This is a genomic window from Papillibacter cinnamivorans DSM 12816 (genome assembly GCF_900176335.1).
Lineage (GTDB): Bacteria > Bacillota > Clostridia > Oscillospirales > Oscillospiraceae > Papillibacter > Papillibacter cinnamivorans.
Genome location: NZ_FWXW01000004.1, coordinates 169,044 through 192,605 on the forward strand (window position 1 = coordinate 169,044; position 23,562 = coordinate 192,605).

General features: G+C 49.0%; 31 protein-coding genes. 5 read left to right on the forward strand and 26 right to left on the reverse strand.

The features are described from left to right. Window positions 1–11: 11 nt before the first annotated feature. The 11 genes from B9A13_RS07635 to B9A13_RS07685 all read right to left on the reverse strand — a co-directional run bounded on the left by B9A13_RS07635 (window position 12) and on the right by B9A13_RS07685 (window position 8,249). Entirely contained in the window at window positions 12–905 is an 894-nt protein-coding gene (locus B9A13_RS07635) for an ArdC-like ssDNA-binding domain-containing protein (protein WP_084234551.1), read from the reverse strand. A gap of 3 nt (window positions 906–908) precedes the next feature. Beyond that, entirely contained in the window at window positions 909–1,682 is a 774-nt protein-coding gene (locus tag B9A13_RS07640) for a PcfB family protein (RefSeq protein ID WP_084234552.1), read from the reverse strand. After that, entirely contained in the window at window positions 1,624–3,054 is a 1,431-nt protein-coding gene (locus B9A13_RS07645; protein WP_084234553.1) for a relaxase/mobilization nuclease domain-containing protein, read from the reverse strand. Before B9A13_RS07645 ends, B9A13_RS07640 begins: the two co-directional genes overlap by 59 nt. A gap of 1 nt (window position 3,055) precedes the next feature. Continuing rightward, window positions 3,056–3,379 (reverse strand): plasmid mobilization protein, encoded by a 324-nt coding sequence (locus B9A13_RS07650; RefSeq protein ID WP_084234554.1) that lies wholly within the window; start codon window positions 3,377–3,379, stop codon window positions 3,056–3,058. An 81-nt stretch (window positions 3,380–3,460) separates the two neighbouring features. Further along, window positions 3,461–3,796: a hypothetical protein gene (locus B9A13_RS07655; protein ID WP_084234555.1), complete on the reverse strand. Its 336-nt coding sequence runs from the start codon at window positions 3,794–3,796 to the stop codon at window positions 3,461–3,463. Window positions 3,797–3,806: 10 nt separating this feature from the next. Continuing rightward, window positions 3,807–4,853, reverse strand: coding sequence for a DUF3846 domain-containing protein (locus B9A13_RS07660; RefSeq protein ID WP_084234556.1), 1,047 nt, complete (start codon window positions 4,851–4,853; stop codon window positions 3,807–3,809). Next, window positions 4,850–5,782: a DUF3991 and TOPRIM domain-containing protein gene (locus B9A13_RS07665; protein WP_084234557.1), complete on the reverse strand. Its 933-nt coding sequence runs from the start codon at window positions 5,780–5,782 to the stop codon at window positions 4,850–4,852. The genes B9A13_RS07660 and B9A13_RS07665 overlap by 4 nt, the downstream gene beginning before the upstream one ends. Window positions 5,783–5,797: 15 nt before the next feature. Further along, window positions 5,798–6,127, reverse strand: a complete 330-nt coding sequence (locus B9A13_RS07670) for a hypothetical protein (protein ID WP_084234558.1) — start codon at window positions 6,125–6,127, stop codon at window positions 5,798–5,800. A 9-nt stretch (window positions 6,128–6,136) separates the two neighbouring features. Further along, a complete protein-coding gene (locus tag B9A13_RS07675; protein ID WP_084234559.1) occupies window positions 6,137–6,682 on the reverse strand; it encodes a hypothetical protein in 546 nt (181 codons plus the stop codon). Beyond that, window positions 6,679–7,632 carry a hypothetical protein gene (locus B9A13_RS07680; protein ID WP_084234560.1) on the reverse strand — a complete coding sequence of 318 codons (954 nt, stop codon included), beginning with the start codon at window positions 7,630–7,632 and terminating at the stop codon, window positions 6,679–6,681. The genes B9A13_RS07675 and B9A13_RS07680 overlap by 4 nt, the downstream gene beginning before the upstream one ends. Further along, window positions 7,632–8,249: a hypothetical protein gene (locus B9A13_RS07685; RefSeq protein WP_084234561.1), complete on the reverse strand. Its 618-nt coding sequence runs from the start codon at window positions 8,247–8,249 to the stop codon at window positions 7,632–7,634. Before B9A13_RS07685 ends, B9A13_RS07680 begins: the two co-directional genes overlap by 1 nt. A 359-nt stretch (window positions 8,250–8,608) precedes the next feature. Between B9A13_RS07685 and B9A13_RS07690 the strand changes: the two genes are divergently transcribed. From B9A13_RS07690 to B9A13_RS07705, 4 genes are read left to right on the forward strand one after another with little or no spacing between them, the layout of a single operon-like run. After that, window positions 8,609–9,043, forward strand: a complete 435-nt coding sequence (locus B9A13_RS07690; RefSeq protein WP_084234562.1) for a cupin domain-containing protein — start codon at window positions 8,609–8,611, stop codon at window positions 9,041–9,043. A gap of 13 nt (window positions 9,044–9,056) precedes the next feature. After that, entirely contained in the window at window positions 9,057–9,380 is a 324-nt protein-coding gene (locus B9A13_RS07695; protein WP_084234563.1) for a carboxymuconolactone decarboxylase family protein, read from the forward strand. Window positions 9,381–9,431: 51 nt separating this feature from the next. Next, window positions 9,432–10,310, forward strand: coding sequence for an aldo/keto reductase (locus B9A13_RS07700; RefSeq protein WP_084234564.1), 879 nt, complete (start codon window positions 9,432–9,434; stop codon window positions 10,308–10,310). Window positions 10,311–10,345: 35 nt separating this feature from the next. Continuing rightward, on the forward strand, window positions 10,346–11,254 hold the full coding sequence (locus B9A13_RS07705; protein ID WP_084234565.1) for an aldo/keto reductase: 909 nt from the start codon (window positions 10,346–10,348) through the stop codon (window positions 11,252–11,254). Between the two features lie 112 nt (window positions 11,255–11,366). On the opposite strand, the gene B9A13_RS07710 is transcribed toward B9A13_RS07705, so the two are convergent. After that, window positions 11,367–11,852, reverse strand: coding sequence for a flavodoxin (locus B9A13_RS07710; protein ID WP_242942816.1), 486 nt, complete (start codon window positions 11,850–11,852; stop codon window positions 11,367–11,369). Between the two features lie 107 nt (window positions 11,853–11,959). Here B9A13_RS07710 and B9A13_RS07715 point away from each other — a divergent pair, with 107 nt between their 5' ends. Further along, window positions 11,960–12,406 carry a MerR family transcriptional regulator gene (locus tag B9A13_RS07715; RefSeq protein ID WP_084234567.1) on the forward strand — a complete coding sequence of 149 codons (447 nt, stop codon included), beginning with the start codon at window positions 11,960–11,962 and terminating at the stop codon, window positions 12,404–12,406. Between the two features lie 192 nt (window positions 12,407–12,598). Here the strand turns inward: B9A13_RS07715 and B9A13_RS14270 are convergent, their stop codons facing one another. From B9A13_RS14270 to B9A13_RS07775, 14 genes are all read right to left on the reverse strand, one after another. Then, on the reverse strand, window positions 12,599–12,751 hold the full coding sequence (locus tag B9A13_RS14270) for a hypothetical protein (protein ID WP_200809697.1): 153 nt from the start codon (window positions 12,749–12,751) through the stop codon (window positions 12,599–12,601). 109 nt (window positions 12,752–12,860) lie between these two features. Beyond that, window positions 12,861–14,312: a DUF8195 domain-containing protein gene (locus B9A13_RS07720; protein WP_084234568.1), complete on the reverse strand. Its 1,452-nt coding sequence runs from the start codon at window positions 14,310–14,312 to the stop codon at window positions 12,861–12,863. A gap of 19 nt (window positions 14,313–14,331) precedes the next feature. Further along, entirely contained in the window at window positions 14,332–15,363 is a 1,032-nt protein-coding gene (locus tag B9A13_RS07725; protein ID WP_159448066.1) for a copper amine oxidase N-terminal domain-containing protein, read from the reverse strand. Continuing rightward, window positions 15,360–15,785, reverse strand: coding sequence for a prepilin peptidase (locus tag B9A13_RS07730; RefSeq protein ID WP_084234570.1), 426 nt, complete (start codon window positions 15,783–15,785; stop codon window positions 15,360–15,362). The genes B9A13_RS07725 and B9A13_RS07730 overlap by 4 nt, the downstream gene beginning before the upstream one ends. A 9-nt stretch (window positions 15,786–15,794) precedes the next feature. Next, a complete protein-coding gene (locus B9A13_RS07735) occupies window positions 15,795–16,223 on the reverse strand; it encodes a hypothetical protein (RefSeq protein WP_084234571.1) in 429 nt (142 codons plus the stop codon). Then, window positions 16,220–16,657, reverse strand: coding sequence for a DUF4320 family protein (locus tag B9A13_RS07740; protein WP_084234572.1), 438 nt, complete (start codon window positions 16,655–16,657; stop codon window positions 16,220–16,222). The genes B9A13_RS07735 and B9A13_RS07740 overlap by 4 nt, the downstream gene beginning before the upstream one ends. Window positions 16,658–16,673: 16 nt before the next feature. Beyond that, complete coding sequence (locus tag B9A13_RS07745; RefSeq protein WP_084234573.1) at window positions 16,674–16,901, reverse strand: hypothetical protein; 228 nt, start codon at window positions 16,899–16,901, stop codon at window positions 16,674–16,676. A gap of 15 nt (window positions 16,902–16,916) precedes the next feature. Further along, on the reverse strand, window positions 16,917–17,798 hold the full coding sequence (locus tag B9A13_RS07750) for a type II secretion system F family protein (protein WP_159448067.1): 882 nt from the start codon (window positions 17,796–17,798) through the stop codon (window positions 16,917–16,919). Window positions 17,799–17,811: 13 nt separating this feature from the next. After that, window positions 17,812–18,720, reverse strand: coding sequence for a type II secretion system F family protein (locus B9A13_RS13905; RefSeq protein ID WP_143806914.1), 909 nt, complete (start codon window positions 18,718–18,720; stop codon window positions 17,812–17,814). After that, window positions 18,717–20,129, reverse strand: a complete 1,413-nt coding sequence (locus B9A13_RS07755; protein WP_084234575.1) for an ATPase, T2SS/T4P/T4SS family — start codon at window positions 20,127–20,129, stop codon at window positions 18,717–18,719. Before B9A13_RS07755 ends, B9A13_RS13905 begins: the two co-directional genes overlap by 4 nt. Further along, complete coding sequence (locus B9A13_RS07760; RefSeq protein WP_084234576.1) at window positions 20,126–20,833, reverse strand: AAA family ATPase; 708 nt, start codon at window positions 20,831–20,833, stop codon at window positions 20,126–20,128. Before B9A13_RS07760 ends, B9A13_RS07755 begins: the two co-directional genes overlap by 4 nt. Before the next feature lie 3 nt (window positions 20,834–20,836). Continuing rightward, complete coding sequence (locus B9A13_RS07765; protein WP_084234577.1) at window positions 20,837–21,541, reverse strand: SAF domain-containing protein; 705 nt, start codon at window positions 21,539–21,541, stop codon at window positions 20,837–20,839. A 163-nt stretch (window positions 21,542–21,704) separates the two neighbouring features. Then, window positions 21,705–22,655 (reverse strand): ParB/RepB/Spo0J family partition protein, encoded by a 951-nt coding sequence (locus B9A13_RS07770; protein ID WP_084234578.1) that lies wholly within the window; start codon window positions 22,653–22,655, stop codon window positions 21,705–21,707. Continuing rightward, complete coding sequence (locus B9A13_RS07775; RefSeq protein WP_084234579.1) at window positions 22,606–23,433, reverse strand: ParA family protein; 828 nt, start codon at window positions 23,431–23,433, stop codon at window positions 22,606–22,608. Before B9A13_RS07775 ends, B9A13_RS07770 begins: the two co-directional genes overlap by 50 nt. Between the last annotated feature and the right edge of the window lie 129 nt (window positions 23,434–23,562).

The window sequence follows — 23,562 nt, forward strand, 5'->3', positions numbered from 1 at the left end:
GGAACACCTCCTCAGCGGGCACCGTCGTCTCGGTTTTTCTGGTTCTTTTCAAAAACACGGTTCATATCCATCGAAATTTCATTGGACACATCACGGATTGCGGCAAGCTGCCTGCGCATAGCAGGAGCGTCCATTTTGCTGACTGTTTCAGGCATACGGTCAAAATTAAAGGTATCAACCGAGATGCCGTTGCGTTTGCAAAGGATATAGGCAGAACAGTAAGCGTTAAAGCTGCTCTCAGAACGCTTGTAATCGCCCTTGTCCATGTGGGCATGTGCAAGCTCATTTGCAAGGCTGCGAAAGATTGTCTGTGCATCCATGCCCTGACGGATCAGGATCGTTTTGCTGTCTGGTTTATATACAGCATTGACGTTATCCGGCAGATTTTCGCTGATGGAGAGCTGACACGGCGCATCGTTAATGAGTGCTTTGAGAAGCAGTCGCTCATCGCGGGTGACAACAGGCTCGGCTTTCTGCTTGGCATTGGTCTGAGAAACGTCGAAAACCTTCTTGGCATTATAGGAAACGCCGGTGGAACCGTCTTCACGCTCATACTCGTTGCCGGGTTCCAGAAGAGTGATTCCGGTCTCGCCCTTGTTCACATAGGCACCGTCCTCTTTCCACTTATCAAAATCGGCAAGCTTGGTGGCCTCCGGATTCTGCGCGGTGATGAGAATTGCATTTCCCACAGAATAGCGGTCAAAGCGAGCCTGGACATCCAGATAAGTCTGGAACAGCTCGCCATTGCAGGCCATCTTGAGGGCCGTGTCATCAATGAGTGAGTAAGCGTCGGAACGCTCCTGCTGTTTCTTTCCGACCCACGTTTCCTTGTTGAATGCAGGCAGGTCGGTAGGAGCTTCCTTGGCAGGAGCCGGGGAAGTAAAAATGTCATCATAGTTAGGCATAAGTTATCGCTCCTTTTTCCTTTTCTTATTTTGGGGTTCGATATGCGTCGAAGGTTTCTGCGTCTTGGAACGCTCTTTGGATGCGGTAGTTCTATGCCGCTGGTCTTCACGAATATCTTTTAGGTCCTGTCTGACAGAACGCCTCGACGGGGTTGGATCATCGCCGGTATCCTTTACGGCTCGTCCGTTCCGATTTGAGAAAGGCTCGGACTGATTTGATTTCAAGTTCCGAGCCTCCGTAGGGTTTTTTGTCTGCGCTTCCTCCTTCGTGGGACTTACCTGCATAAGCGCGTCGAGGAACAAGTCTTCCTTGCTTTTTTCAGTTACGGTACGTTCCGGGACCTGCATATCCGCTTTTTTCTCGGCTCGTTTGTGCTCGATTTCGCTTTTCACGCTGCCCATATCAACGGTAGCAAATTCAAAACGTTCAAAAATGCGGTTGACCTTACTAGCATCTTCAGCACGAACCATAATGTCCGTAATTCCATCAGATGCATCCTTATCCTTGAGAACACAATAAAGAATGCCGTATTTCTTTGCCTCGGTGCAGAATTTCACCAAATCCTTATCATGGACAGCGAAAACTTTCAGCTCCTTACCGCTGCGAAGCATGTTGGTCAAACGGGTTTTACCTTTCGTCTTTTTCTGATCTTTCAGCACGGCATAGATCAGGAGAGCAATCTGCTTTGCACTGGCACCGGTTATCTTAGCCGCAACCTCAGTTCCCTCGAGTGTCATTCTCACGACCTGTTCTGCCGCGTCGCCCGAATAGCTCATATTGTTTTTCCTCCTCTCGATTGTTTTCTTGCTGGTCGATTAACCATTCAAGCTCTTCTCTGGTTTGAGCAGAGCGCAATGCTATAGCGTCACATAAAACCAAATCCTTTCGTAAAGTTTTAAGCTGTGCGGAAGTATCCGCAATCTGTGCCTTAACCGCTTCCACGTCGGCTGAGTCGCCATTGCGGGATACGCGCTTGAGGTCATTTCGAAGTTCATTCCGCTTGGCAGCGAGAATGTCCATTTTGCCGGCTGTTTTGTTTTTATGTGCCATCAGGTTTTCGATGGTTTCGATTTGAGACTTGCCGAGAAATCGGGTCTGAGCATCCAATTTATCCAGCCTTGCGAGATCTTCACGCATAAAAAAAGACACCCGTTTTGCGGATGCCGGATGCTTCTCTATGATATGAAGTTCATAGCAGTAGCGAATGTACAAGCCCTGCAGTCCCGTCATATGTTTGTGATATTGCGGCTGGGTCTTTGCTCTATGGCGTAAAACTTCATCGCGTTCCTCCTCCGGAAATGGAACGGTCCTGCTTAGTTCTTGGGAAAGCCGTTCATAGATGTCATCGAGGCCATATCCTGCGCCGAGCTTATGAAACCGAAAGAAGCTCTTTGCTCCGGGTGGTTTCAGGCCCGGATATTTTAGCTGAGCTCCGCTTTCACCGTTGATCTTAAACTCATACCCGCAAGTCTCCATTTCCTTTTGAAAGCCCCTCCACGAGATGCTTACCGCTATCGCACGATCAATGTCTGCCCGGATTGTTCCGCGCGGTGAACGCTTTCCATTCTTTTCAGCGAGGTATTCTCCATAGTTTTTGCCGCGACCGGTTGGATTCTCAATAACGGAAATCCGATACTCGCGGCAAAGCCTGTCGGATTCTTCCCGCATACGGCGATAGTCGTATGGTGAATTATCAAAATGATACCCGTCTGCGCACGAAACCGAGTTCAGAACAAAATGGTTATGGTAATGACCTGTATTGCAATGCGTGGCGACAACTACCTCAAAGCGGTCTCCCCATAACCTCTCTGCAAGCTTCACTCCAATTCCATGTGCGATTTCCGCTGTAACCTCAGCTTCTTTAAAGGACTGATAGCCGTGGAAGCAGATTCGGCCATCGGTTTTACCCCAATAGCGTTTTGTTTCCATAAACTGTTCGACTGCTGTTTCTTCTCGGCAGTTGATGCAGGTCACATATTTACGCTCCTCAGTTTTCATATTGTCCGCAGCATACTCCACCACATTGTCGATTTTGTGGAGCGCGGCCATTCCCTCATAATTCTTTTCAATGGTCTTTTCCGGATTGCGAGCATAGTTGATGACCGTCTCCAAATGGCTCTTGATGGGCCAGATTGAGGTTACCGCCATCTTAGGCCTCCGGCATGGTATACGCCTTAACGATCACTTTCTCAACCGTGCGGTTATCTTCCAACGCCTTATGAAGCTGAGGTACATCTACGAGGCCTTGGGAATTGGCAATCTTCAAAATCTGGTCGATATTATGCCCGACGCGGCGAACCTCACGAATCAGCGTTGGTACATCAGCGGGAGGGGCCGCTTTCACCTCCAAATCACTGACGGCACGACGGATAAATGCACCATTAGAAAGACGAGCCTTCCGGGCCTTTTTTGTGAGGTCGGAAAGCTCGTCCTTTGTGAAGCGAACTTCAAATCTGCAATTTCTTTTTCTCAAAATACACCATCCTATTCAGCAGGGTTTTAGGGACGCCAAGTCCCTGACAAGTGGTCTCTGTCCGTACAGAGACGTTGCTTGTCAAGACAATGCCATCCGCTCTCCACGCAGGTATTCCATAGTGCGCACAAGACCAATCGCAACGGCCTTTTCAGGGGTGTCGGTGAAGCGGATGAACCTTACAATATCACAGAGGGCTTCAAGCTCATCAATGCTTACAACCTCGCTGGCATCATTGGTATCGTCGGCTTTTATGCCAGCAGTGATCTCTATGACGTCATCATTACTGAATTCAAGTTCACCGGAATTGAAGTACATTTCATGCGCCAGCTCAAGAGCGACTTCCTCGGACGCTGCAGAAATGGGAACTTCCTTATAGGAAGTAGCCTCCAGGGCAACAACATAGTTCTTCGTCATCGTAATTTCCTCATCTTTCGTGGTCTTTGTTCTGGGGTTTGTAAGGGATAGCCTCAATGTTTCCGTTAACGCGGAGAAACTGCTCCGGATATCTGAATTTCTTTGCGTATCGATCAAGCTGCTCCGCGGAAAGGCTGCCGAAATTTTCGCCGCTGCAGTCGCAGATAAAACAGGGACCGGCAATAATGTCGAGAATTTCCCGACCGGGTTCCTTGATATAACAGCGCTCGACTTTCCAGCCATCTTTACCGCCTTTTTCAGCAGCCATATACTGCTCCAGACGCGCCACCGGATCGCTGCCGTCAATGGAGGAACCAAAGATGGAATAGCCGCCCATATTGGGTCGAAAGGCTTTGTTGTTGCTGGAGACGAGATACGTGCGGGCTTCCTCGGAATAGGCTTCGGTAAAGCTGTCGGCGGTAAAGACAACATACCCCGAAATATGCTTGCCGGAGCTATCGCGCTCCGTTTCGCGGAAAAGGTTCGTCAGTTCTGTATAAGTCATGTCTGTCACGGTATCTTCTTCGCGTACTGCTCGGTTTAAATCCATGCCGCTAATCTTGCCTTCGTCGTTGCACACGATACACACCTGTTCCTCAAAGGGGTAATAGCCTTCTATACAGCCCCCCACGATCTTTTGCATCCCTTCCAGAGATGCATCAATGTCGGCAACTCTGGCGAGTTTCCCCGGTTCCAGCAGCACTACCTTAATGGTATCGGATTTCTCCTGCGTATGCGCCGAATCAAAAGGAACGTTTTTGAACCCGAAGCTGTCGCAAAAATAAAAGCCGGGCTCTGTGTCCGGCGCTTCCATAACCTCCACGATATCTGATACCGAAAGAGATCTCCCACAGTACCCGGCGGGGTGATCTGTGTTAAATTTCGCATAAATGCCTTCAATGCTGGAACAGTCTACGGGCCCTTCAAACACCTTGTCGTATATTTCCGGGTTTGGTTCTTGCGCGCCTTGAAAACGGGGTAAGGTGTCATAGCTCATAAAGCCAACATTGTCCTTGTCACGGTCGAGATTAACTTGATAGATTCGTATATCCATCATCGGGAATAGTCCTCCTTATTCTTTATTCCTACTTTTATTTTGAGCTGGTCGTTTACATCCTTTCCGCATTTTGGCGGTTCGTCATACACTTGATACCTCCTGTCCAGGCCGGAGACGATTCCTGCCACCGCCCCGAGACCGACCTCGTCGTTGTCAAGGTGAAGCCGCAGGGTTTTAATGCCTGGATGATCGTTCAGGTACTGTTCCAGAGCAATGGGCACCACATCCCTTCTTTTGGTTTTATACACTCCGGCCAGGGATAAAAGACCGTCCCCGTGCCAGTCGCGTCCTTCAAGTAGCTCCAGCGTTGCGAAACTCAACAAGTCGATGGCCGATTCGAACACATGGACGGTATCGCTTTTGCCTGGGATAGAAAAAGAGTAGCGCTTATCGCTGCCGCTCAGTTCGCCCTTGTATGCGCCTATCGTACCGCGAACGCTGCTGTACCGTGCCTTTCCGGATGAGTCATAGCCGATGAACAAGGCGTTATGATAATCCTTTGACTCAAATAGAAGTTTATTTTCAAGGCAGTAGTCAACAATTACAGGATGGATGCCGCGGCTCTTGAGATACCGCTCCACGCGGTCTGTATTTTCACTCAGTTCCGGCATCAGCAGCGTTCGTTCCGGTTCCGGCTTCAGAGTAATAAAAACAGGCGGATTTGTAGCCGCCCGTCCGAGCAAAGTCTCTACTGCCTGCAGAAAAGTGTAGTCCCTGACTTTGATCAGGTAGTCCAAAGCTGTCTTGCCTCCGATCTCTCTTGAGAACCAGTGCCATTTGCCGTTTGAAATCTTTAAGCTGTCGTGTTCGCGGGTACAGTAGGTATTACCGGACATACGCACAAGCTCCTGCGGCTCATAGCTTTGCAGGTAGGTAAGTAAATCCATCTGTTTGGCTTGAGTAATGTCTTCTGCTGAAATATATGCCATTCTTTAAGTAGGCTCCTATCTTAAATTGATATTTACTTGGATGGTTATGCCGTCGCCGACAAGGACGGAGGCATAGAGCAGACCGGTACGGGCGTTGGAAATTTTAGTTACCAGCTCATTTAGTCGGCAGACCGTATCATTGATCTCTTTCTGATTGTCGGCATAGTAATAACCCGTCTCATCACTGCAGATGGGATAGCCATCCTGCCGCAGACTGCTGATTTTACGGCGAAGTGTTCGCCCATCTATAGAAAGAAGCCGTTCCAGTTCTGAACTGAAAACGGCCTTTTCCTTACCTGTGTGGTTTTTCTTCAGGTACTCGCATATAGCGGTTTTCTTATCCATTGGCATCTCCTATCTTTCGTAAGTTTTCTGCGCGGTGCGCTGAGGAAACTCCCAGCCGTAGACCTTTCCAATTTCATCTCCAAGTCTGCTCGTCACACGGGTAATATCCGCCCTCGTTGCAGTGCCCATAAAAATTTTCTTTTCCAGTCGATGCCGCTGGTCTGCTGTTGCGTCGTCCTTGAAGACGCGATAGAGAAGATGGTTCGTACCGTCGTGGTGAATCACATCACAGCGGAGGTCGCCATTCTTGTCTACATACCAGGTGGCGTAGTCGTAATTGGAGAACAGACAGTCCTTGATATTGCCGCTTCTGATCTCCTTGTATCCGGAGTGACGGCCATCCCAAAGTCCCAAATCCGCAATGATAAGAATGGCCTGAGAGAGCTGAATGTTGAGATTGACGCGCTCATCATCCAAATAGGCATTGTTGATTTCGAGCATTTTCAGATACCGGTCTTCATCGCTGAAATCAGGATATTCGGCTTCGAGGTCTTCCTTCCAATCCTCGTAGTCAAGGTGGTAATTGCTCCAAATCAAATGGTCGGTGCCGGTCATCTGGCATCACCCCGATCCCTGCTTCTGCGGTTGCTAAAGTTACCATCCATATCGTAGTTTTTAGGATCAGCTCCGGGAACACCCCAACCGAAGAGAGAACCGGCAGACATGGCCTCGGCCTGGGCCTTGCTGACGCCGAGCTTTCTGTTGTATTCGTCAGCAAGCTGGCGGTTCTGTTCTTTGTCGCCGCCCTCAATATCTGTTTTATAGTAGCCGGTTTCGGCTTTCTTGATGATAATAACTTCACCGGTATCTGATAGCGTTCCATAGCATGTTTCCGGGAGAGCGGAGCGCAGTGGGATGATGGTGTTGCCGTTTTGCTCCATGCGCTCGGCAAACTCACAAATATGGTAGAGATTTCGCCCGACCTCCAGATGATACTCGTCAATGTAACGGCAGGTCTGATCCAGGGTTTTCCCATCCGATAGCAGTATTCGGATTCTATCTCCATCTGGAATGCGAAACTTCTCGTCATAGTTTGGAGTAATGAAGCGAATGCCTTTTTCGGTGTTCTTGATGTGGCTATCCAGCCAATCGTGTTTATAGCAGTAGCAATAGAGATTATATTCGCCTTTGTTTGGGTTCAGGCGCAGCATATAACTGTATTGGTCGGTGTCCGCGCGAAAGCCAAATTCCTTGCTGTAATTGCCCTCAAACCCGCTATCCGGGTGACCATAGCAGTAGCTGGAAAGGCTGCTTCGGTTTTTCAAAACGCCTCCGAAGCGCTTATCAAAACGGAGCATATTGATAACGGTGTCAAACTCCTGCTTGAATTCGTCGGTTTTCAGATCGGACCGATGATCGTCCCATGATGTGAAGAACCCGTTGCCGTCTGTGTCCATATCGCCGCGAAGATGCCCGATACAACCGGTCTGCATAATAATCTGCTGACTTTGCGTATAACTGTAGTTTCTTTCAGCCGGTATCATAGGTCTGAATTCCATATCCATTATCTTGCCTCCTTGTCGATACTCTTCTTCTGTTTTTCAGCCTGCCGGATATGATTCAGGCCAATTCTCGCCCATTCCGGCAGGTTCTCTGGCTCCATTGTTCCGAGAACGTCCATGCGCTCAAAACGTGAACTTTTTCCGCTGTAGAGATCGGTGCAGAAGCAAGCGGAGCCCCGGCTGTTCGGGTGAGATCCGAAGCCGCCGGTACAGAGTTTGAGCTGATGTGTTGCGCTTCGGTATTCACGCTTGAGCACTTCCTGTTTGATGACGATGACCTTGCCTTCGATATTGTCCATATAGCTTATGGGGTAACACATACCGGCAGTAATCGAGGTATCGTCAATACCCTGAAGGTGGGGCTTGGCCAACTCTGCACGTGTTTTTTCCGCCTGTTTAGCGATGCGCTCTCCATACTGCTTCAGAATTTCCGCGTAATCTTCGCTGACAATAAGATCATCATATTGGGCAAACAACTCGTTGGCGGTACAGAAAGCACACATATACTTCTGACCATTGGTATCCATGAGGTTTTCACCGATGACGATCTCGCGGTCGCCGACCTGCAGAGCGTGAATAATCTCATAATCGCCGGCCATGCGCTTTTCGTTATCTTGCATTTCATTTCCTCCCTTACTCATTTGTATAGCCCCGCCGGATGAAGGCGGGGCTATACTGTTGCCGCCGTTACTTGCGCCGGTTTCGGATAAATAAAAAGATCAGACCGCCAACAATGAAAGCAACAAGGCAAATGCCAATAATCGTTTTCGGCTCCATAAAAATCCCCTTTCCTGATAATAGAAAACACCGGCTGCGTCACGTGAAGTGAAGCGGTCGGTGTATGTAAGCGGCATTCCGCCTTTATGCGCTTGAAAAAAATAATTAAAATAACGCTTGACTTAAAGTTAACTTTAAGGTGTACGATCATTTTGAAAACGAAAAACTATGTCATCTCACACACTAAATGGAGGTCTTTTCTATGAAAATCATGGACGAAGTAACTTTTAACGAGCAGAATGTTTTCGGCAAAGGTATAGCTAACACAATGTTCGCGCAATATTTTGTCGGGGAGTCATTCTTAAATCCCTTGACGATGCCGGGGAAGAGCCCCCTGTTTCTGGCGAATGTAACCTTTGAACCGGGCTGCCGCAACAACTGGCATATCCATCGGGCTAATACGGGCGGCGGACAGATCCTAATCTGCACAGCCGGAGAAGGCTGGTATCAGGAAGAGGGCAAAGACGTCGTTAGCCTGGTACCGGGCACGGTGATAACCATCCCCGCCAATGTCAAGCACTGGCATGGCGCAAAAGCTGACAGTTGGTTCAGCCACATTTCCCTTGAGGTACCGGGAGAATCGACCTCAAACGAATGGCTTGAACCCGTTGGTGACGCATACGCAGCGTTAAGGTAAGGAGGATATAGAAATGGCAAAAGTAACGGCAGGTAGGGACGCGCTTGGGGATTTCGCACCTAAATTTGCGGAGCTGAACGACGATGTCCTCTTTGGACAGGTCTGGTCACGCGAAGAAGAGCTGTCCGCGCGAGATCGCAGCATTGTGACGGTCGTTTCGCTGATGGCCAGCGGCATTCAGGACAGCTCGCTACAGTTCCATATCATGAATGCGAAAAACCATGGTGTGACAGGTAGTGAAATGGCAGAGATTTTGACCCACGCCGCTTTTTATGCGGGATGGCCAAAGGCTTGGGCGGCATTCCGCATGGCTAAAGAGGTTTATGCTGAAAAATAAAGGGTTCGGCAGACGAATGCTTTGAACCCATCATACAAGGAGAAATACATAATGATATTTGACGAAGTTTATACGCTTTCTAACGGTGTTAAAATTCCCAAGCTGGGGTTGGGTACATGGTTTATCGCGGACGAAAACGCGGCGCAAGCGGTTTGCGACGCGGTGGCCATTGGCTACCGGCATATTGATACCGCGCAGGCTTACGGAAACGAAAAAGGAATCGGCGAAGGCATCCGCAAATGCGGCGTAAAGCGCGACGCGCTTTTCATCACGACGAAGCTGGCGGCTGAAGCCAAGGATTATAAGAGCGCCGAAAAGGCGATTGAAGGTTCTTTGGAGGCTCTCAGTCTGGACTATCTTGACATGATGCTGATCCACAGTCCACAGCCGTGGATGGAATATGGTGACGACGAGGATCGCTGCTTCGAGGGAAACCGTGAAGCGTGGCGCGCGCTTGAGGATGCTTATAAGGCTGGAAAGCTCCGCGCTATTGGTGTCTCTAATTTCCAAAAAGCAGACTTAGACAATATACTCTCTTCCTGTACTGTTGCCCCAATGGCAAACCAACTGCTTGTTCATGCGAGCAATACGCCGTTTGAGCTTTTAGAATATTCACAGAGCAAGGGCATTCTTGTCGAGGCATACTCGCCGATTGCCCATGGAGAAGTGTTGAAGAACCCCAAGATCGCCGAGATCGCCGGGAAATATGGTGTAACGGTGCCGCAGCTTTGCATCCGCTATGACCTGCAACTTGGAACGCTGCCTTTGCCAAAGACCGCAAATCCGGAGCATATGCGCGGCAACGCGCAGGTCGATTTCATCATTTCTGACGAGGATATGGAAGCGCTGAAAAAGTTAGAAAAGATCGAAAATTACGGCGCATCCAGCTTCTTTCCGGTGTATGGCGGCAAGCTCCCACGTCAGAGCTGACACGATTCACCGATAAAAAACAAGGAGAAATTATTGTGATTCTTGAAGAAAAATATACCCTTACCAACGGGGTCGAGATACCAAAGCTCGGCCTTGGAACATGGTTTATCAACAATAAGGATGTCCCACAGGCCGTAAAAGATGCCACAAAAATTGGGTATCGTCATATTGATACCGCGCAGGCCTATCGGAACGAAACTGGCGTTGGCGAAGGCATCAGAAACTGTGGTGTAAACAGGTCTGATATGTTCGTCACAACAAAGCTTGCCGCTGAAGCAAAATCTTATAAAAAGGCAGTTTCGGCAATTGACGGGTCTCTCAAGACGATGGGGCTTGATTATATTGACATGATGATCATTCACAGCCCGCAGCCATGGTCAAAATTCCGCGAAGCAGACCACTTTTTTGAGGGTAACCGCGAAGCATGGCGCGCGCTTGAGGACGCATATAAAGCCGGAAAGCTCCGCGCCATAGGCGTTTCAAACTTTGAAAAACCGGATATCGAGAACATCCTGAACTCCTGTACTGTTAAACCGATGGTCAATCAGATTCTGGCGCATATAAGCAATACACCGACAGAGCTGATCGAATACACACAAAGTCAAGGCATCCTCGTAGAGGCATATTCACCGGTCGGACACGGAGAAATTCTGAATAATCAGGAAATCGTTAAGGTCGCTCAAAAATACGATGTTACGGTTCCGCAGCTTAGCATACGTTTTGATTTGCAACTTGGGCTTCTTCCACTGCCCAAGACTGCAAATCCTGCTCACATGAAGATGAATGCGCAAGTTGATTTCATCATCTCCGGCGAGGATATGGAACTATTGAAAAACATTGAGCACATCAAGGATTATGGCAACGCCAGCGCTATGCCTGTATATGGCGGCAAAATGAATCTTAAAACAATGCTTTCATTTATCCTGCACTCAAATCGACGATAGAAATACGCCAACTAAAACGGTTTATAATCATAGAATAAACCATATTATTACATGAAGAAAGACCGAACTATTACTGTTTCGGTCTTCTCCTTCACTTATTAGCAGCAACTTCTCAATTTAGCAAATTGATTTGTCGAAGCCAATCCGAAACCATCGCCTGGGCGCTTCGCCCACCATCGCCATAAAACTCGATCCCCTTGAGCATTTTGGAATCAGGACACGCTGCGGACATATCCTTAAAGATATGCCCCTGTCCACCACCGCCATGGGTACAGAAAAAGGTAACCTGCTTGGATGAAAGATCCCTTCCCTCGAGAAACGTCATCACCGGCGGCGCGGCGGTGCTCCACCAGTTCGGCGTGCCAATAATAACAGCGTCATATTCTGATACGTCGGGCAACAGCTTGAGCGCAGGTCTCATCCTCGCCTTGATTTCCTTCTTCGCTTGTTCTACAACTGTGTTGTAGGCTACTGGATATGCTGCCTTTGGTTCTATTTCGAACAGTGTGCCTCCGACAGCTTTTTGAATGATTTCGGCAATCTGACGCGTGTTACCGGAATGGGAGTAATAAGCAACAAGAATTTTTATTATAAACACCTCCATATCACCTGTTGACGAAATGTCAAAGATGACGTATGATCACTATAACACTTAAAGTTAACTTTAAGTCAATACATAAACCTAAATTTTCAAGGAGCCGTCATATGTCTTATACAATCAGTGAAATCGCCGAAAAGCTGGGATTGACCGCGTCAACCCTGCGTTTCTATGATAAAGAAGGGCTTTTGCCGAATATCGATAGAACCGCCAGCGGCATTCGCGTGTTCAGTGATATTGATCTGGAATGGCTCTCAATGGTGGAATGCCTGAAAGCTACCGGCATGCCGATTAAAGACATCAAAACTTTCCTCGACTGGTGTATGGAGGGCGATACGACGCTTCGTGAAAGATGCGATATGTTTCACGAACGGAAACGAGTCGTTGAGACCCAAATCAACGAGCTGCAGAAGACGCTGGATACGATCAACTACAAGTGCTGGTATTATGATGCCGCAGTCGCCGCGGGAACTGCGGATGTTCATAAATGTATGCTGCAAGAAGAGATACCGGAGGAGATCAGGAAGCTAAAGGAACGAAGCATATCAAAATAAGAAACTAAAATATCGGTTTATCTGTTGAAAGGCCGCCAGGAGGAAGAAAGCATTACTTCCTTCTGGCGGTTGTAGTTTGTAAAACTCTGCTATTGACTCCTTGTTAGAAAGAAAGGCTTCTTATTAACTGAAGAAACACCGGCAGCGTCACGTGAAGTGAAGCAGTCGGTGTATGTAAGCGGCATTCGATTATCAGGCCATCAGCATGATCAGGATTTCGTCGATGTGGTCGGTATATTTGCCTTCAGAAATCAGTCTGTTTCTTGAGTTTATAAGGCTGTTTCGAAGCAAACGCAGTTCGGCGTTTGAAAGCTCAACGCGCACTTTTTTTCCCCGTTTGAACATCTGCAGTCCCTCCTTATACTCTTATTATAAAATCGCAGGGAAAAACTGCAAATGTACAAATCACTATGTATGTGGTCCGCACAAAAGGCGGACCACTTGGGTTTACTAATCAGGAATCACCGGTAAAATCATCCTCGTACATATTGCCCTTTACGACAACTGTGGAGGTTTTCGTTTCGGTGAGAACTTCACCAGCGGCGTTTTTGGCGGTTACGGTAAACGTAAGCGTGTAAGTCCCATCCGCCGTTTCAACCGGAATATATACGCAGCGGCTGCCGGTAGGGCTGGCTGCATTGATAGGGAACGCAAATACTCCGTTTGAGGTTTCCTGAAGTGTCACGCTCTTGCTCCCAGACCCGAAGTTATATGTCATGGTCAGCTTCAGATCGGTCACATCGCTGTAGCTTGCACTGACAGTGGCGAAGATGCCGTAACCGCTCTTAATGGAGCTGCCATTTAGCGAAGTGCCGAGCGAATTTGTGATAGAAACATTTCCAAGCTCTACCTTGCCGGACGGTGCAAACACGGCAGAGATTTGGTGAGCCTCGGTTACATTACTGAAAGTGTAGGAAGTGATTGCGCCTTTATTCACGCCGTCCACTGCAACGCTCTTGATTTCATAACCAGCAGAAGAAGTGATGGCAAAGGTCTGTGACTCGCCTTTTTTCACGCTAACTGTGCCGGAGGGAGAAATCGAACCGCCGGAGGTAGAGGATGCAGTGATGTTATAGGATGCGGTAATCGTAGTGGTATAGAAGCCGCCGCCATCAGAAGGACTATCGGAGCCGTTGTCGTAAAAGTATCCGCCATCATTTGCCGTGCTGGAGTCTCCGGTATAGTTGTAGGCCGCACGGGTGTCTTGAGCCGCATCATGAGCAGCATCCATCATGGCTTTGGCCGCGTCCGCAGCTGAGGTGTCTCCGGAAAGGACTGCAGCATTGTATGCAGCTTGAGCGGAATCGTAGGCCTGCTTGGAGGCTTCAAGGTCTGCCTGAAGCTGACTCGCCTGGGCATCGGTTAAACCAAGAAGAGCCTTTACCACTGCAACTTCGTCAGTAGCGGCGGTAGTCGCTACCGCATCACCGTAATTGCCCGTCGTAGAAACATTGGACGCCGCATTGTTATAGGAGGTCTGGAGTCCTGAGATTGTACCGCCGGCATCCATATATGCAGAAATGGAAGAACTGGTATAGGTGCTGTTGGAAGTGGATGATACTGCACCGCTTGAAGAAGTGGTGGTATAGGTTACTGTGTTCGACTTGCCGTTACTGGAGCCGGATGAGCTGGTCGTGCTTCCAGAGGAATTGGTAATAGTCCAAGTACCACTGGAGCTATTATAGCTTGACGACCCGCCTCCGCTGGATGCTTGTGATGCAAGGGCAACATTGCTATCGTGGAGTGCGGCGCATGTTGCCGTATCACCGGCATTGTACGCGACCCACCATGCCGCGCTGTTTGCTGCCATTTGATCTTGAACGCTTGTTGCAGCAAACGCCGAAACAGAAAGCGCGGCGATCAACAAGATCGCCGCGCAGATGGTCATAATAGGTTTTCGTTTCATTCTTATTTGCCCTCCTGTTTTAATACGCTTCACCAAGCGGAACGATGGTGTGGATGTTGACCTGGTAGTTGGGCTGTGTATTCATATGGACATCAACGGGAATGGACATGGCCGTGTCCTGGTAGAGTTGTGTGTATCCGAGCCTGCAGAGGAGTGCGGTTTCAGCCCCCGTCAATTCAGTCGGCTTCACATGGAGGGTCGCGACGGCGATGCCGCGTACCGCGCAGGTTAATCTGTCCATATTGCCGGCCTGATAAATACAGGATGTGTCGGCGCGGAACTCAACTGTCAGGTTTGCGGAACTGTAATTGACTTCGGCTACAGCTTCCTGAACGACCATATCGTAGAATTTGTCATTGGTGCTGTTCTGAAGAACGGTCTCCAGGCTCTTGAAGTAGTATTCGCCGCTCCTGCTCATGACGTGATAAAGATACTCACGGGCGTTGGCATAGTTAACGAAGCTTGCACGATTGGTGCCAAAATAGAAAGCCAGCTCGTCTGCGGAGTAACGCGCCTTTGCGGTTTCATAATCGATTGCGAGGGCGGGCAGCGTATAGTCATAGGTGCGAAGCTGCTCAATCTCCGCAGCTGTCAGAACATCGGAGTAAATACCGACTGTCCTGTACAGCTCGGAGTATTCGACGTATGCCCCGAGAGCTTCCGCGACATAGCGGATAGGGACATAGGTACGTCCGTCTTTCAGCACAGAAGCCGTGTCCATCTTAACCGCAGTCGTGGTGCCGTCCTGTGTCACGCTCAGAGTATCGCTTCCGATGGGAATTTCAACGCAGATGTCATTCTTTTCAATGATGGCCGTCTTTGTATTTCCATTCCACGAAACCTTAGCGCCAAGCTGTTCGGTGACGAAGCGGACCGGAATCATGGTTCTGCTGTTTGCGTCAATGTAGGGCTGGCCGTCCGGAAAACTGACCGTGTAGCCGTTGACACGAACAGTGATGCCCGTGTCTGCAGAGGCCGCCATCGCTCCGGTTGCCATAAGCGTACACAGAGCTAGGATAAGAGCGATGATACTTGTGATTTTACGTTTCATAAGAGTCCTCCTTGTAAGATAAGTTGTGCCGCACCTGTGATCATGAATGCCGGTGCGACGTAGGTGCATAGCGGGATATTTCGCTTGAAGGGCTGCTTCCGAATGAGACTCAAAAGGATTGCGCCGAGGCCTGTCAACAGCAAGATGGCTGCCATAGAGCACAGCCCGCATGAGAAGGTCAGTGCACAAATCAATTTGAAGTCGCCGCCCGGAAGACTGCTTTTCGAGAGCTTTGCAGTGATGAGCAGCGCTACTGCTGTAATGAGCAAACAGATCATCCGAGGCAGAATCAGCGTCCCATTTAGAAATCCGGTCAACATGAGAACCACAGGCACCAAATCGGGAATCTCACGTTTTTTATAATCCATTACGCCGCCATACGCAAGGATACCAGCATTGATAAGAGTACAAAACAGCTCCATGATGTTCTCCTAATCCAAATCGTAGTTGGTGGATTTCACCGTGAAGGACACCGTCATTTCTTCAAACCCGTATTGTGAAAATACTGTTGGAAAGGTAATGGTGCCTGTTGCAGTCATGCTCGGCGGCGAAGCAGTGCAGTTCACAGAACTGATGACTATCTGATATTTGCTCGGAAGATCATTCCGGACAAAACTGCGAAAATCCTCATCTGCACCTTGTGTATCCAACAAAAGGATACCGTCGGCACGGTATTCATCCATAATACTTGCTTCCACCGCGCTGTTGCAGGCCCGCTGCAATACGGATAGCGCGTAGTCGTGGTTCTCCATTGTGGCCCCCATCTCAATGATTAAAAAAGTCATGAGCAGGAGCACAAACAGAAAGCCAAAAAACATGATCGAAACGCTGCCTGTCCGGTCTTTCAGTAGCTTTTTCACTTCCAATACACCTCCGAGCGCCCGGAGAGCCGGATTTGAATTGGCAGGTCCACATAGATCGGCTGCCGGCCGAACTGCATGATGGTAATTCTGTACTCAGCCGTAAGCGTAACCCTGAATTCGTCCCGCAGTTGGATTCGTGTGCCGCTGCAGTACGTTGCGTCCACCTGAATATTCAGGTCTTCCAGGGCGTCTCCGCCCAAATCATCTGCCAGCGCGAGGACCGTTGCCTCATCGTATTCGCCTGTCGTTTCTATCGTACGGACCACGCGGCGGCAGATATAGCTTGCGCTGTAATACTGTGTAACGTAAATCATGGCGGAGATCAGCATGGCAAAGACCAGAACCAGCATGGCAGCCGTCATGATAAACTCGACCGCTGAATCGCCCTTCTTGGAACGCAGATAACCGTGGAGCTTCATTTTGGCTGTCATGTTGGTTCCCTCCTGATTACCAGTTGGCGTTCAGCTTATCGGCCATGCTCTGGAACATGCTACTAAAGAAGTTGGGGAAGAATGCGTTGATCGCCACAATCAGAAGACCGATGACAACGACGGCGATGATGATGGCCCCGATGGTGTTGGTGGCCAGATCACCCTTGCGGTCTGTCATCAGATTGGCGAGGCGGGTCCCGGTGCTCTGCACCTCTTCACGGATTTTGCGAATGAACTTTTTCATTGGTTTTTCCTCCTGTTAAAATAAATTATTTAATTGGTTCTGCACGAACACGATGAGCACATAAAGAATCATGACGACACAAATCCCGACTGCGGGGAGATAGGTTCTCCTCATTTTCGCAGGTCGGGATGAAAGTGTTTTTTGAACTTTTAACTTGGCCTGACGCGCCATGTCGTCAGCCAAATAGTCGAGAGTAGCGGTTTGGTCGATTCCTCGATCAATTTCCATCAAGATACTGCAGAGCCGAAAGGCCTCTTCCGTTCCTAAACGACTTTGGAATTGCTGCAGAGCAGTAGATACGCCACCTGCCCGCATGTGCGCAAGCAAGATATCCAGTTCTGCGCCCAACACAGGACCAGCCACCTTGCGATAGGATTGCAGCGCGGTGTAAATATCCCGATTGCTTCGGAGATTTCGGCAGATGGTGCGGATGAAGCGAGGCATTTCCAATGCGATGGCTTCATCTTTCTTTTTCAGCTTTGATGAAAGCGATTCGCTTTGTTTCATAAAAAGAAGCACGGCAAACAGGATTATGAGTAATATGCCAAGCCAGAACTTGAGCAACGTGCAAAGCAGGATGAGTGAACCACTTAACGTGATAATGGCATACTTCCGTGCCGTGAATTGCTGCGGAGTGACAGCAAGACCGGCACGGGAAAGCTTCTTCGAAAGCATTTCAGCGGAAGCTTTGTCCAGAAAAACATATCGGCTCAGGAATGAAACAAGTTTTTTTAGGATGGGATAATCCCATATGTCCCGATCTTCCTGCTTCCATTTGTTGAGCCGGCTCAGGGTCTTATGTCCATAAAACGACTTGTCATGAAAGAGCTTCGCCGATAGGATCAGCCATGCACCGCAGCCAAGCAAAATGGCGATTAATATAAGCGATAAAGTCATGCGGCACCGCCTTTCATAACATGAGCGGACGGTTGATTTTGAGCGCCCGAAACACAGAGTAGACGACGGAAGCCAGAAGCAGCACAAACAAGCCCTGACCGACGGGCGAGGTCGTGAGCGCCACATAGGCATCCGCCATCAAAATTTTGAATACAAGCGGAACGGAAAATATGAGGAAAAGCGTCAGCAGATAATCCCGCCAGACGGCATACATCGCTGCATCCGATTCCATCTGCGCCTGAAGAACATCGTGCATTGATTCAACTACAGATACCGCTACATATTTGAGCTCACGGTCATCCTGGGCCAGGACGAGTGCATCAACCCATTGCGAGAAGTATCCATTATTGACCTGATCCTCCATGCGGCGAAGGCCGTTCTTCAAATCACTGTCCATGAGCGTTACATAGGCAAGAAAATTCCGGAACGGCTCCGGGTATTCAAGGATGTCCACATTGTCCTTGACTGTGGTAATGAAATCTTCTGTAACCAAATAGGAATTGGAAAGGATCATCATAGATGCAGCCAGACGGTCAAGTCTGGCATTTTGTGTTTTTGTCCACCTTAAACTGAACAGCAGCAGAGGCGCAAATAAGCCCATAATGCCGACAGTTACGGAAATCAGAAGAGAGGTATAAATAACACGTCCTGCAACGAGCCCGATGCCGGCACAAGCCGCCGTCAGAAAGTAATAAGCTGTCTTCGGCATTTCGCTGTACTCTATGAGGGTTCTGCGCTTCTCCGCTAGACTGGTGAGCTTCCGGCTCAGCGTCGTTTGCTTTTTGAACAGCTTGATTTTGCGGTGCTTCACGGAAGAACGCTGCATGCTCTCACGCAGCACAAGATCAAGCCTGAAGAAAAGAAAAATCGCCGTGCTCAATAAAAGAAACACAGCGAGATAACTATATATAATTGTGGTCATATTCGTTCCTCCGCTTGAAATTCCGGAAATAGCCGCTTCAGATGTTCTTCGGGAGCGCCGTTATCACGCAAGCGGTTGTAGAGTGCGGGGGAAATACAACCGGTACGCCGATGCTTCCCGTATACCTTGATGATATGACCGTGACCGTCCCGTTCAACCCTGTCCATATCATAGCGGTACAGCGTTTTTCCCTTCACCGACCCATCGAGCAGCCCTCTTGCTTCAAAGATCTCCATGATTTTGCGGGAGTTGTCTTTGAGCTGCTTCTGAAAAATGATGATTGGCCAGGCGCTGATACACATTTCCAAAAGCTGGTCGTTGGTGAGCCGGGTTCCCGCCGTATGGCACATGGAGACTAGCCTGCGATAACCGTCTTCCGCTCCGTCTGCATGGAAGGATGTCAGAATCGTGTGTCCCGTCTGACCGGCGACTGCCGCTTGGAATGCCGCACCGTCACGGACCTCAGCGGGAACAATCAAAGCCGGATGAAAACGCAGAGAGCTGACAATTAAGTCGTGCATGCTCACCGGATTCGGCGGGCCTTTGGTCACGGTGTAAAGGACACGCGCAGGTCGGTCATTTGCATTGTCGAAGTCCATCAGGTTTAGCTCGCGGCTGTCTTCGATGATATAGATGCGGTTATTGTTGTCGTCGTTTTTCAGGATGTATTCATTTAGAAGATACGACATGAGCGTGGATTTGCCGCTGCCGGTTCCTCCGGCCGCGCCGATGGAAACACCGTAGCAGAGGCACATTGAAAGGAAGTCCAGCATGTCCTCCGTAGCAGAACCAGAGTCAATCAGCTGCTCTCTTGTGATGCGGTTCTTATTCTGTTTTCGGATACTGACGATAACACCCTGCTCCTGCGGAACGAGGGGAGGAATGATCGCGGAGATACGGGTCCCGGAACCGATATAGCTGTCCACGCGCGGCGTCTGAGCGTCAAGCAGCATACCGCCCATCCGCACCATGCGCTTCACAATATCCAGCGCAGCGGTTGGAGACGGGAAGGCCTCCGTTCCGTAAAGGTAATCCGTGCGTTCGGCCCGGATGATTTCCACGGCATTGTAGCCGTTGACGTTAATTTCTTCCACGGATGGGTCGTAGAGGTACTTCGTCAGGATGCCAAGGCCGGCCATATCCTGATAGATCCGCTCAACCAACTCGTCTCGGTTGTAATCCTTTCCGGCCATGCACTCTGCAGCGTATTTCAAGACAAGTTTTTTCAGCGTTTGGGCCGCTTTTATATCGTTTAGCGCGGCAGCAAGCTCCGCTGCGTGATTCTGGGCGATGGTAGAGCGCACGCTGTTCAGCACGGTCATATAATCAAAGCTGTTCTTGCCGCTTCCGGGTTCAACATTATCCTGCGCCTGCAGAACGGATAGGAATTCGTAAGTGGTAATACTCATAAGCTACCTCCTCTCAGCTTTGTGCACACCGCATCGATACTGGCGGAATATGTTTTGCCGGTTTTCCCGCCCGAATCGTATAAGGTCGGTTTCAGGTTCTGGAATGATTCCGCATCTTTAAAAAACGGAATCCAGACTTCCGGGGATACGCCGATCAGCTTGTGCAGCGCAGGATGGTCGAAGCTGTCGTTTATCTCAATGCAGACAGAAACGGCTGTCGTCGTGACGGTATCGACAGCTCTGCGGTATGCGTTATACCACAGGCTTGAAGATACCTGACTGCCTGTAAGCAGTAAGACTTTGTCAGCCCGGTTTAAAGCCCATGCTGCCAGTACACTGCCGGCATGAGATGGGCAATCTACGAGAACCGCATCAAACAGCGTGTTTGCCTGGTCGAGAATCGCCTTTGCCGCATCACTGCCGATGTCCTCGCCGAAAGCATCGTTATAGCATGGGGCAGCAAGAACATACAGCAGTTCATCCGCCCGGAACACAACCTGTTTCAGTGATTCCTTGGTTTTACATGCCGTGATCAGGCTCTTTTGTTTTGTGATATTGAGTTTCATTCGGGCGGACAATTCACTGTGAAGTTCAGGAGAAATAAGACACACAGACTGGCCCTTTTGGGAAAGCGCATATGCAAGGTCAATAGCCAGCGTAGTCTTTCCGGAATGCGGAGGGCCCCAGATAGCGTTTATACTCATGGATTATCCCTCCGTATTCTTCAGTGTCAGGTACAGTGATTCAACTCGTTCAAGGCGTATCAGCGTCTGGGCCTGATCTTCCGTGCATCTGAATATGACATAAACGGGTTTCAAGTCATAATTCGTTGTATCATCTGCCGATGCTCCGTCCTTCTTCGCTTCCAGATCGTTCAGCGACTCCAAATTACTGTTGAGAACATCATAGACATACATGGAGCTCAGGCATTTTGCGATAGAATAGCTCGCATCCTCGCTCTTTGTGCATTCGTAAACATCTACGATATATCCAGCTCTAAGGACACCGGCGATGCCGGAAGATGCAGACGGAAGCTCCAGCGTCACAAGACACATGCCGTTAGTTAAGCCCTTTGTACGGGCATCCTCAGACGCAATATAATCTTCTTCACTCATAAGACGATCCTGCCAAAGCATTTCACCGGCATAGAGTGTTTCTGCCGCCACCTTGCCGACTACCTCAGCCTCTGATGTCATGACTTTTCCCGGAAGACCGTAGGCACCGGCTTCTGCGGTTGTCAGCATGGCACTTGTGATGACCGTTCCTGCCGGCACATCCTGCGTGACCCGCACAACATTAACGGTTGCGGACTGCGCCGCATAAAAACGCGGCAACAGCAGGAACGCTATTGCCGCAGCCAACACCAGACAAATTGAGCCGATGAAAGCTTTGCTTCTGAATAGTTTAGTCATTAATTTCAATCACTCCGTTCGTTGTTTAAATCTTTATTGCCAGCTGAAGAAGGGATATATGATTTCTCTTTTCAGCCGGTACAGCTGGTTTTTGAGGAGAGTGTGAGAGGGGAAACGCTTGATAGCCAGATTCAAAAAGAGCCCACTCCGCCCTTGGATAAACTCATCTTTCAAGCTCCCTTTGCTTCTGCCGGTAATGGTGGTAATACTCTAGCGCTTTGAGTACATACTCTTCGGTTTGCTTAGGAGATATATTATCAGGAATAAACTTGCTGATTCGTTCTGTAGGAATACTGAATTTTGCCCGCTGATTCGGTTTTTCCTCGCTTATAATGGAGAGAATAACGTCTTCATTGAGCTTGCCGTTTTTGGAAAAGTCACGCATCTTGATGGCCTGCGCCAGAGACGGCGTAGCCTCCTCTAAGGCAATGGTTTCAATCAAGGCTTCCTGCTCTTCTTTTTCAAGATAGGAGATTTCAACGGCAGGCCGGATTGCGATCTTGCCATCATCAACCATGTCCAAAAGAGTTGGAGATAGATTGGTTAAACGAATGTAGCGCTGGATTTGCGTATTGCTGTCAGGAGAATCAACTGCAAGTATTTCTCGTGATTTTCCAATCAAAGAATCGGGTCCCACTGGGACACCATTTTCTTTCTTTGGTCTTCCTGCTTGTCTTTTCATGGCTTCCAGCTTCATTTTGTAGGAAAAAGCCTTTTCACTTGGCAGAATATGAGAACGCTGTAAATTCGATTCAACCATTAAAATGATTGCTTCATCTCGTGTTAAATCCTGAACTTCAGCTCTCACAGTGGGAAGGCCGGCAAGCTCACAAGCTTTTCTTCGCCTGTGCCCAGACACAATTTCATAACGTCCGTTTTCCTTTTGACGGAGAGTAATTGGGGTGATAATACCGCGCTCTTTAACGCTTTGCACAAGCTGCTCCATATCCTCGTCTATCTTCACCTTAAACGGATGCTCAGGGAAGTTGTCTATCTCTGTAATAGGGATGTCCAGTATCTTTGGAGCGCGGTTTTCTACTCGGCCTTTATCGTCCATGAAAAGCTCATCGTATGCGTTCTTCAGACCGAGATCGATTGTTTTGACGCTGCTCATTGTCCAGCACCTCCTTCGTCAGCTGTTCGTAAGCGCATGCAACCTTTCCGCTCCCGTCATGGGCGAAAATGCTCTTGCCCTCAATACTGGTTTCGGCGGCTCTCACTGAGAATGGAATTTCAGCATCGAAAATACGGAGATTATCGCCGGTTTGGCGAAGAGAATTGATAATTGTTTTAGCGTTGTTTGTCCGGCTATCCACCATTGTCAGTAAAACGCCGTCAATTCGGAGCTTTGGATTGATTTGTCGCTTGACCTTTGTGATTGATCGCATCAGCAAGTACAGACCCTTCGTGGATAGATAACTGGCCTGAGAAGGTATCATTACGCTGTCCGCAGCAACAAGCGCGTTGATCGTCATCATTCCCAGAGACGGCATGCAGTCGATCAAAATATGGTCATAATTCTGCTTCAACAGTTCAAGGGTATCTCGCAATACATACTCGCGGCTCATAACATTGATAAGGCCCACTTCAAAGGCCGACAGCTCAATGTTGGAGGGGATCAGATCAACGCCCTCGGGGTGATGAATAATGCCGTAGTCTTCCGGTATGGCTTTGTCATCAATAATGTCCTGCATTAGCGTTGCGATAGAGATGGGAAGCTCGTCGGGCGTTTTTACACCAAGACTCACAGTCAAGCTGCCCTGTGGGTCGGCATCAACGAGCAGTACTTTCTTGCCGGTACGTGCAAGGCCGACTCCGAGATTGACAGCCGTCGTAGTTTTACCTACTCCGCCTTTCTGGTTTGTGATGGCAATTATTTTGCAGTCTTCCATGTGCGTGCACTCCTTTCTGTGTAATAAAAAATCCTTCCTGGCAGATACCAAGAAGGACTATGTAAGTTGCAAAGAATTCAGTGAAAGTTGAGCATGTTCACGCGCTCTATGAAAATTTGGTCATTGATA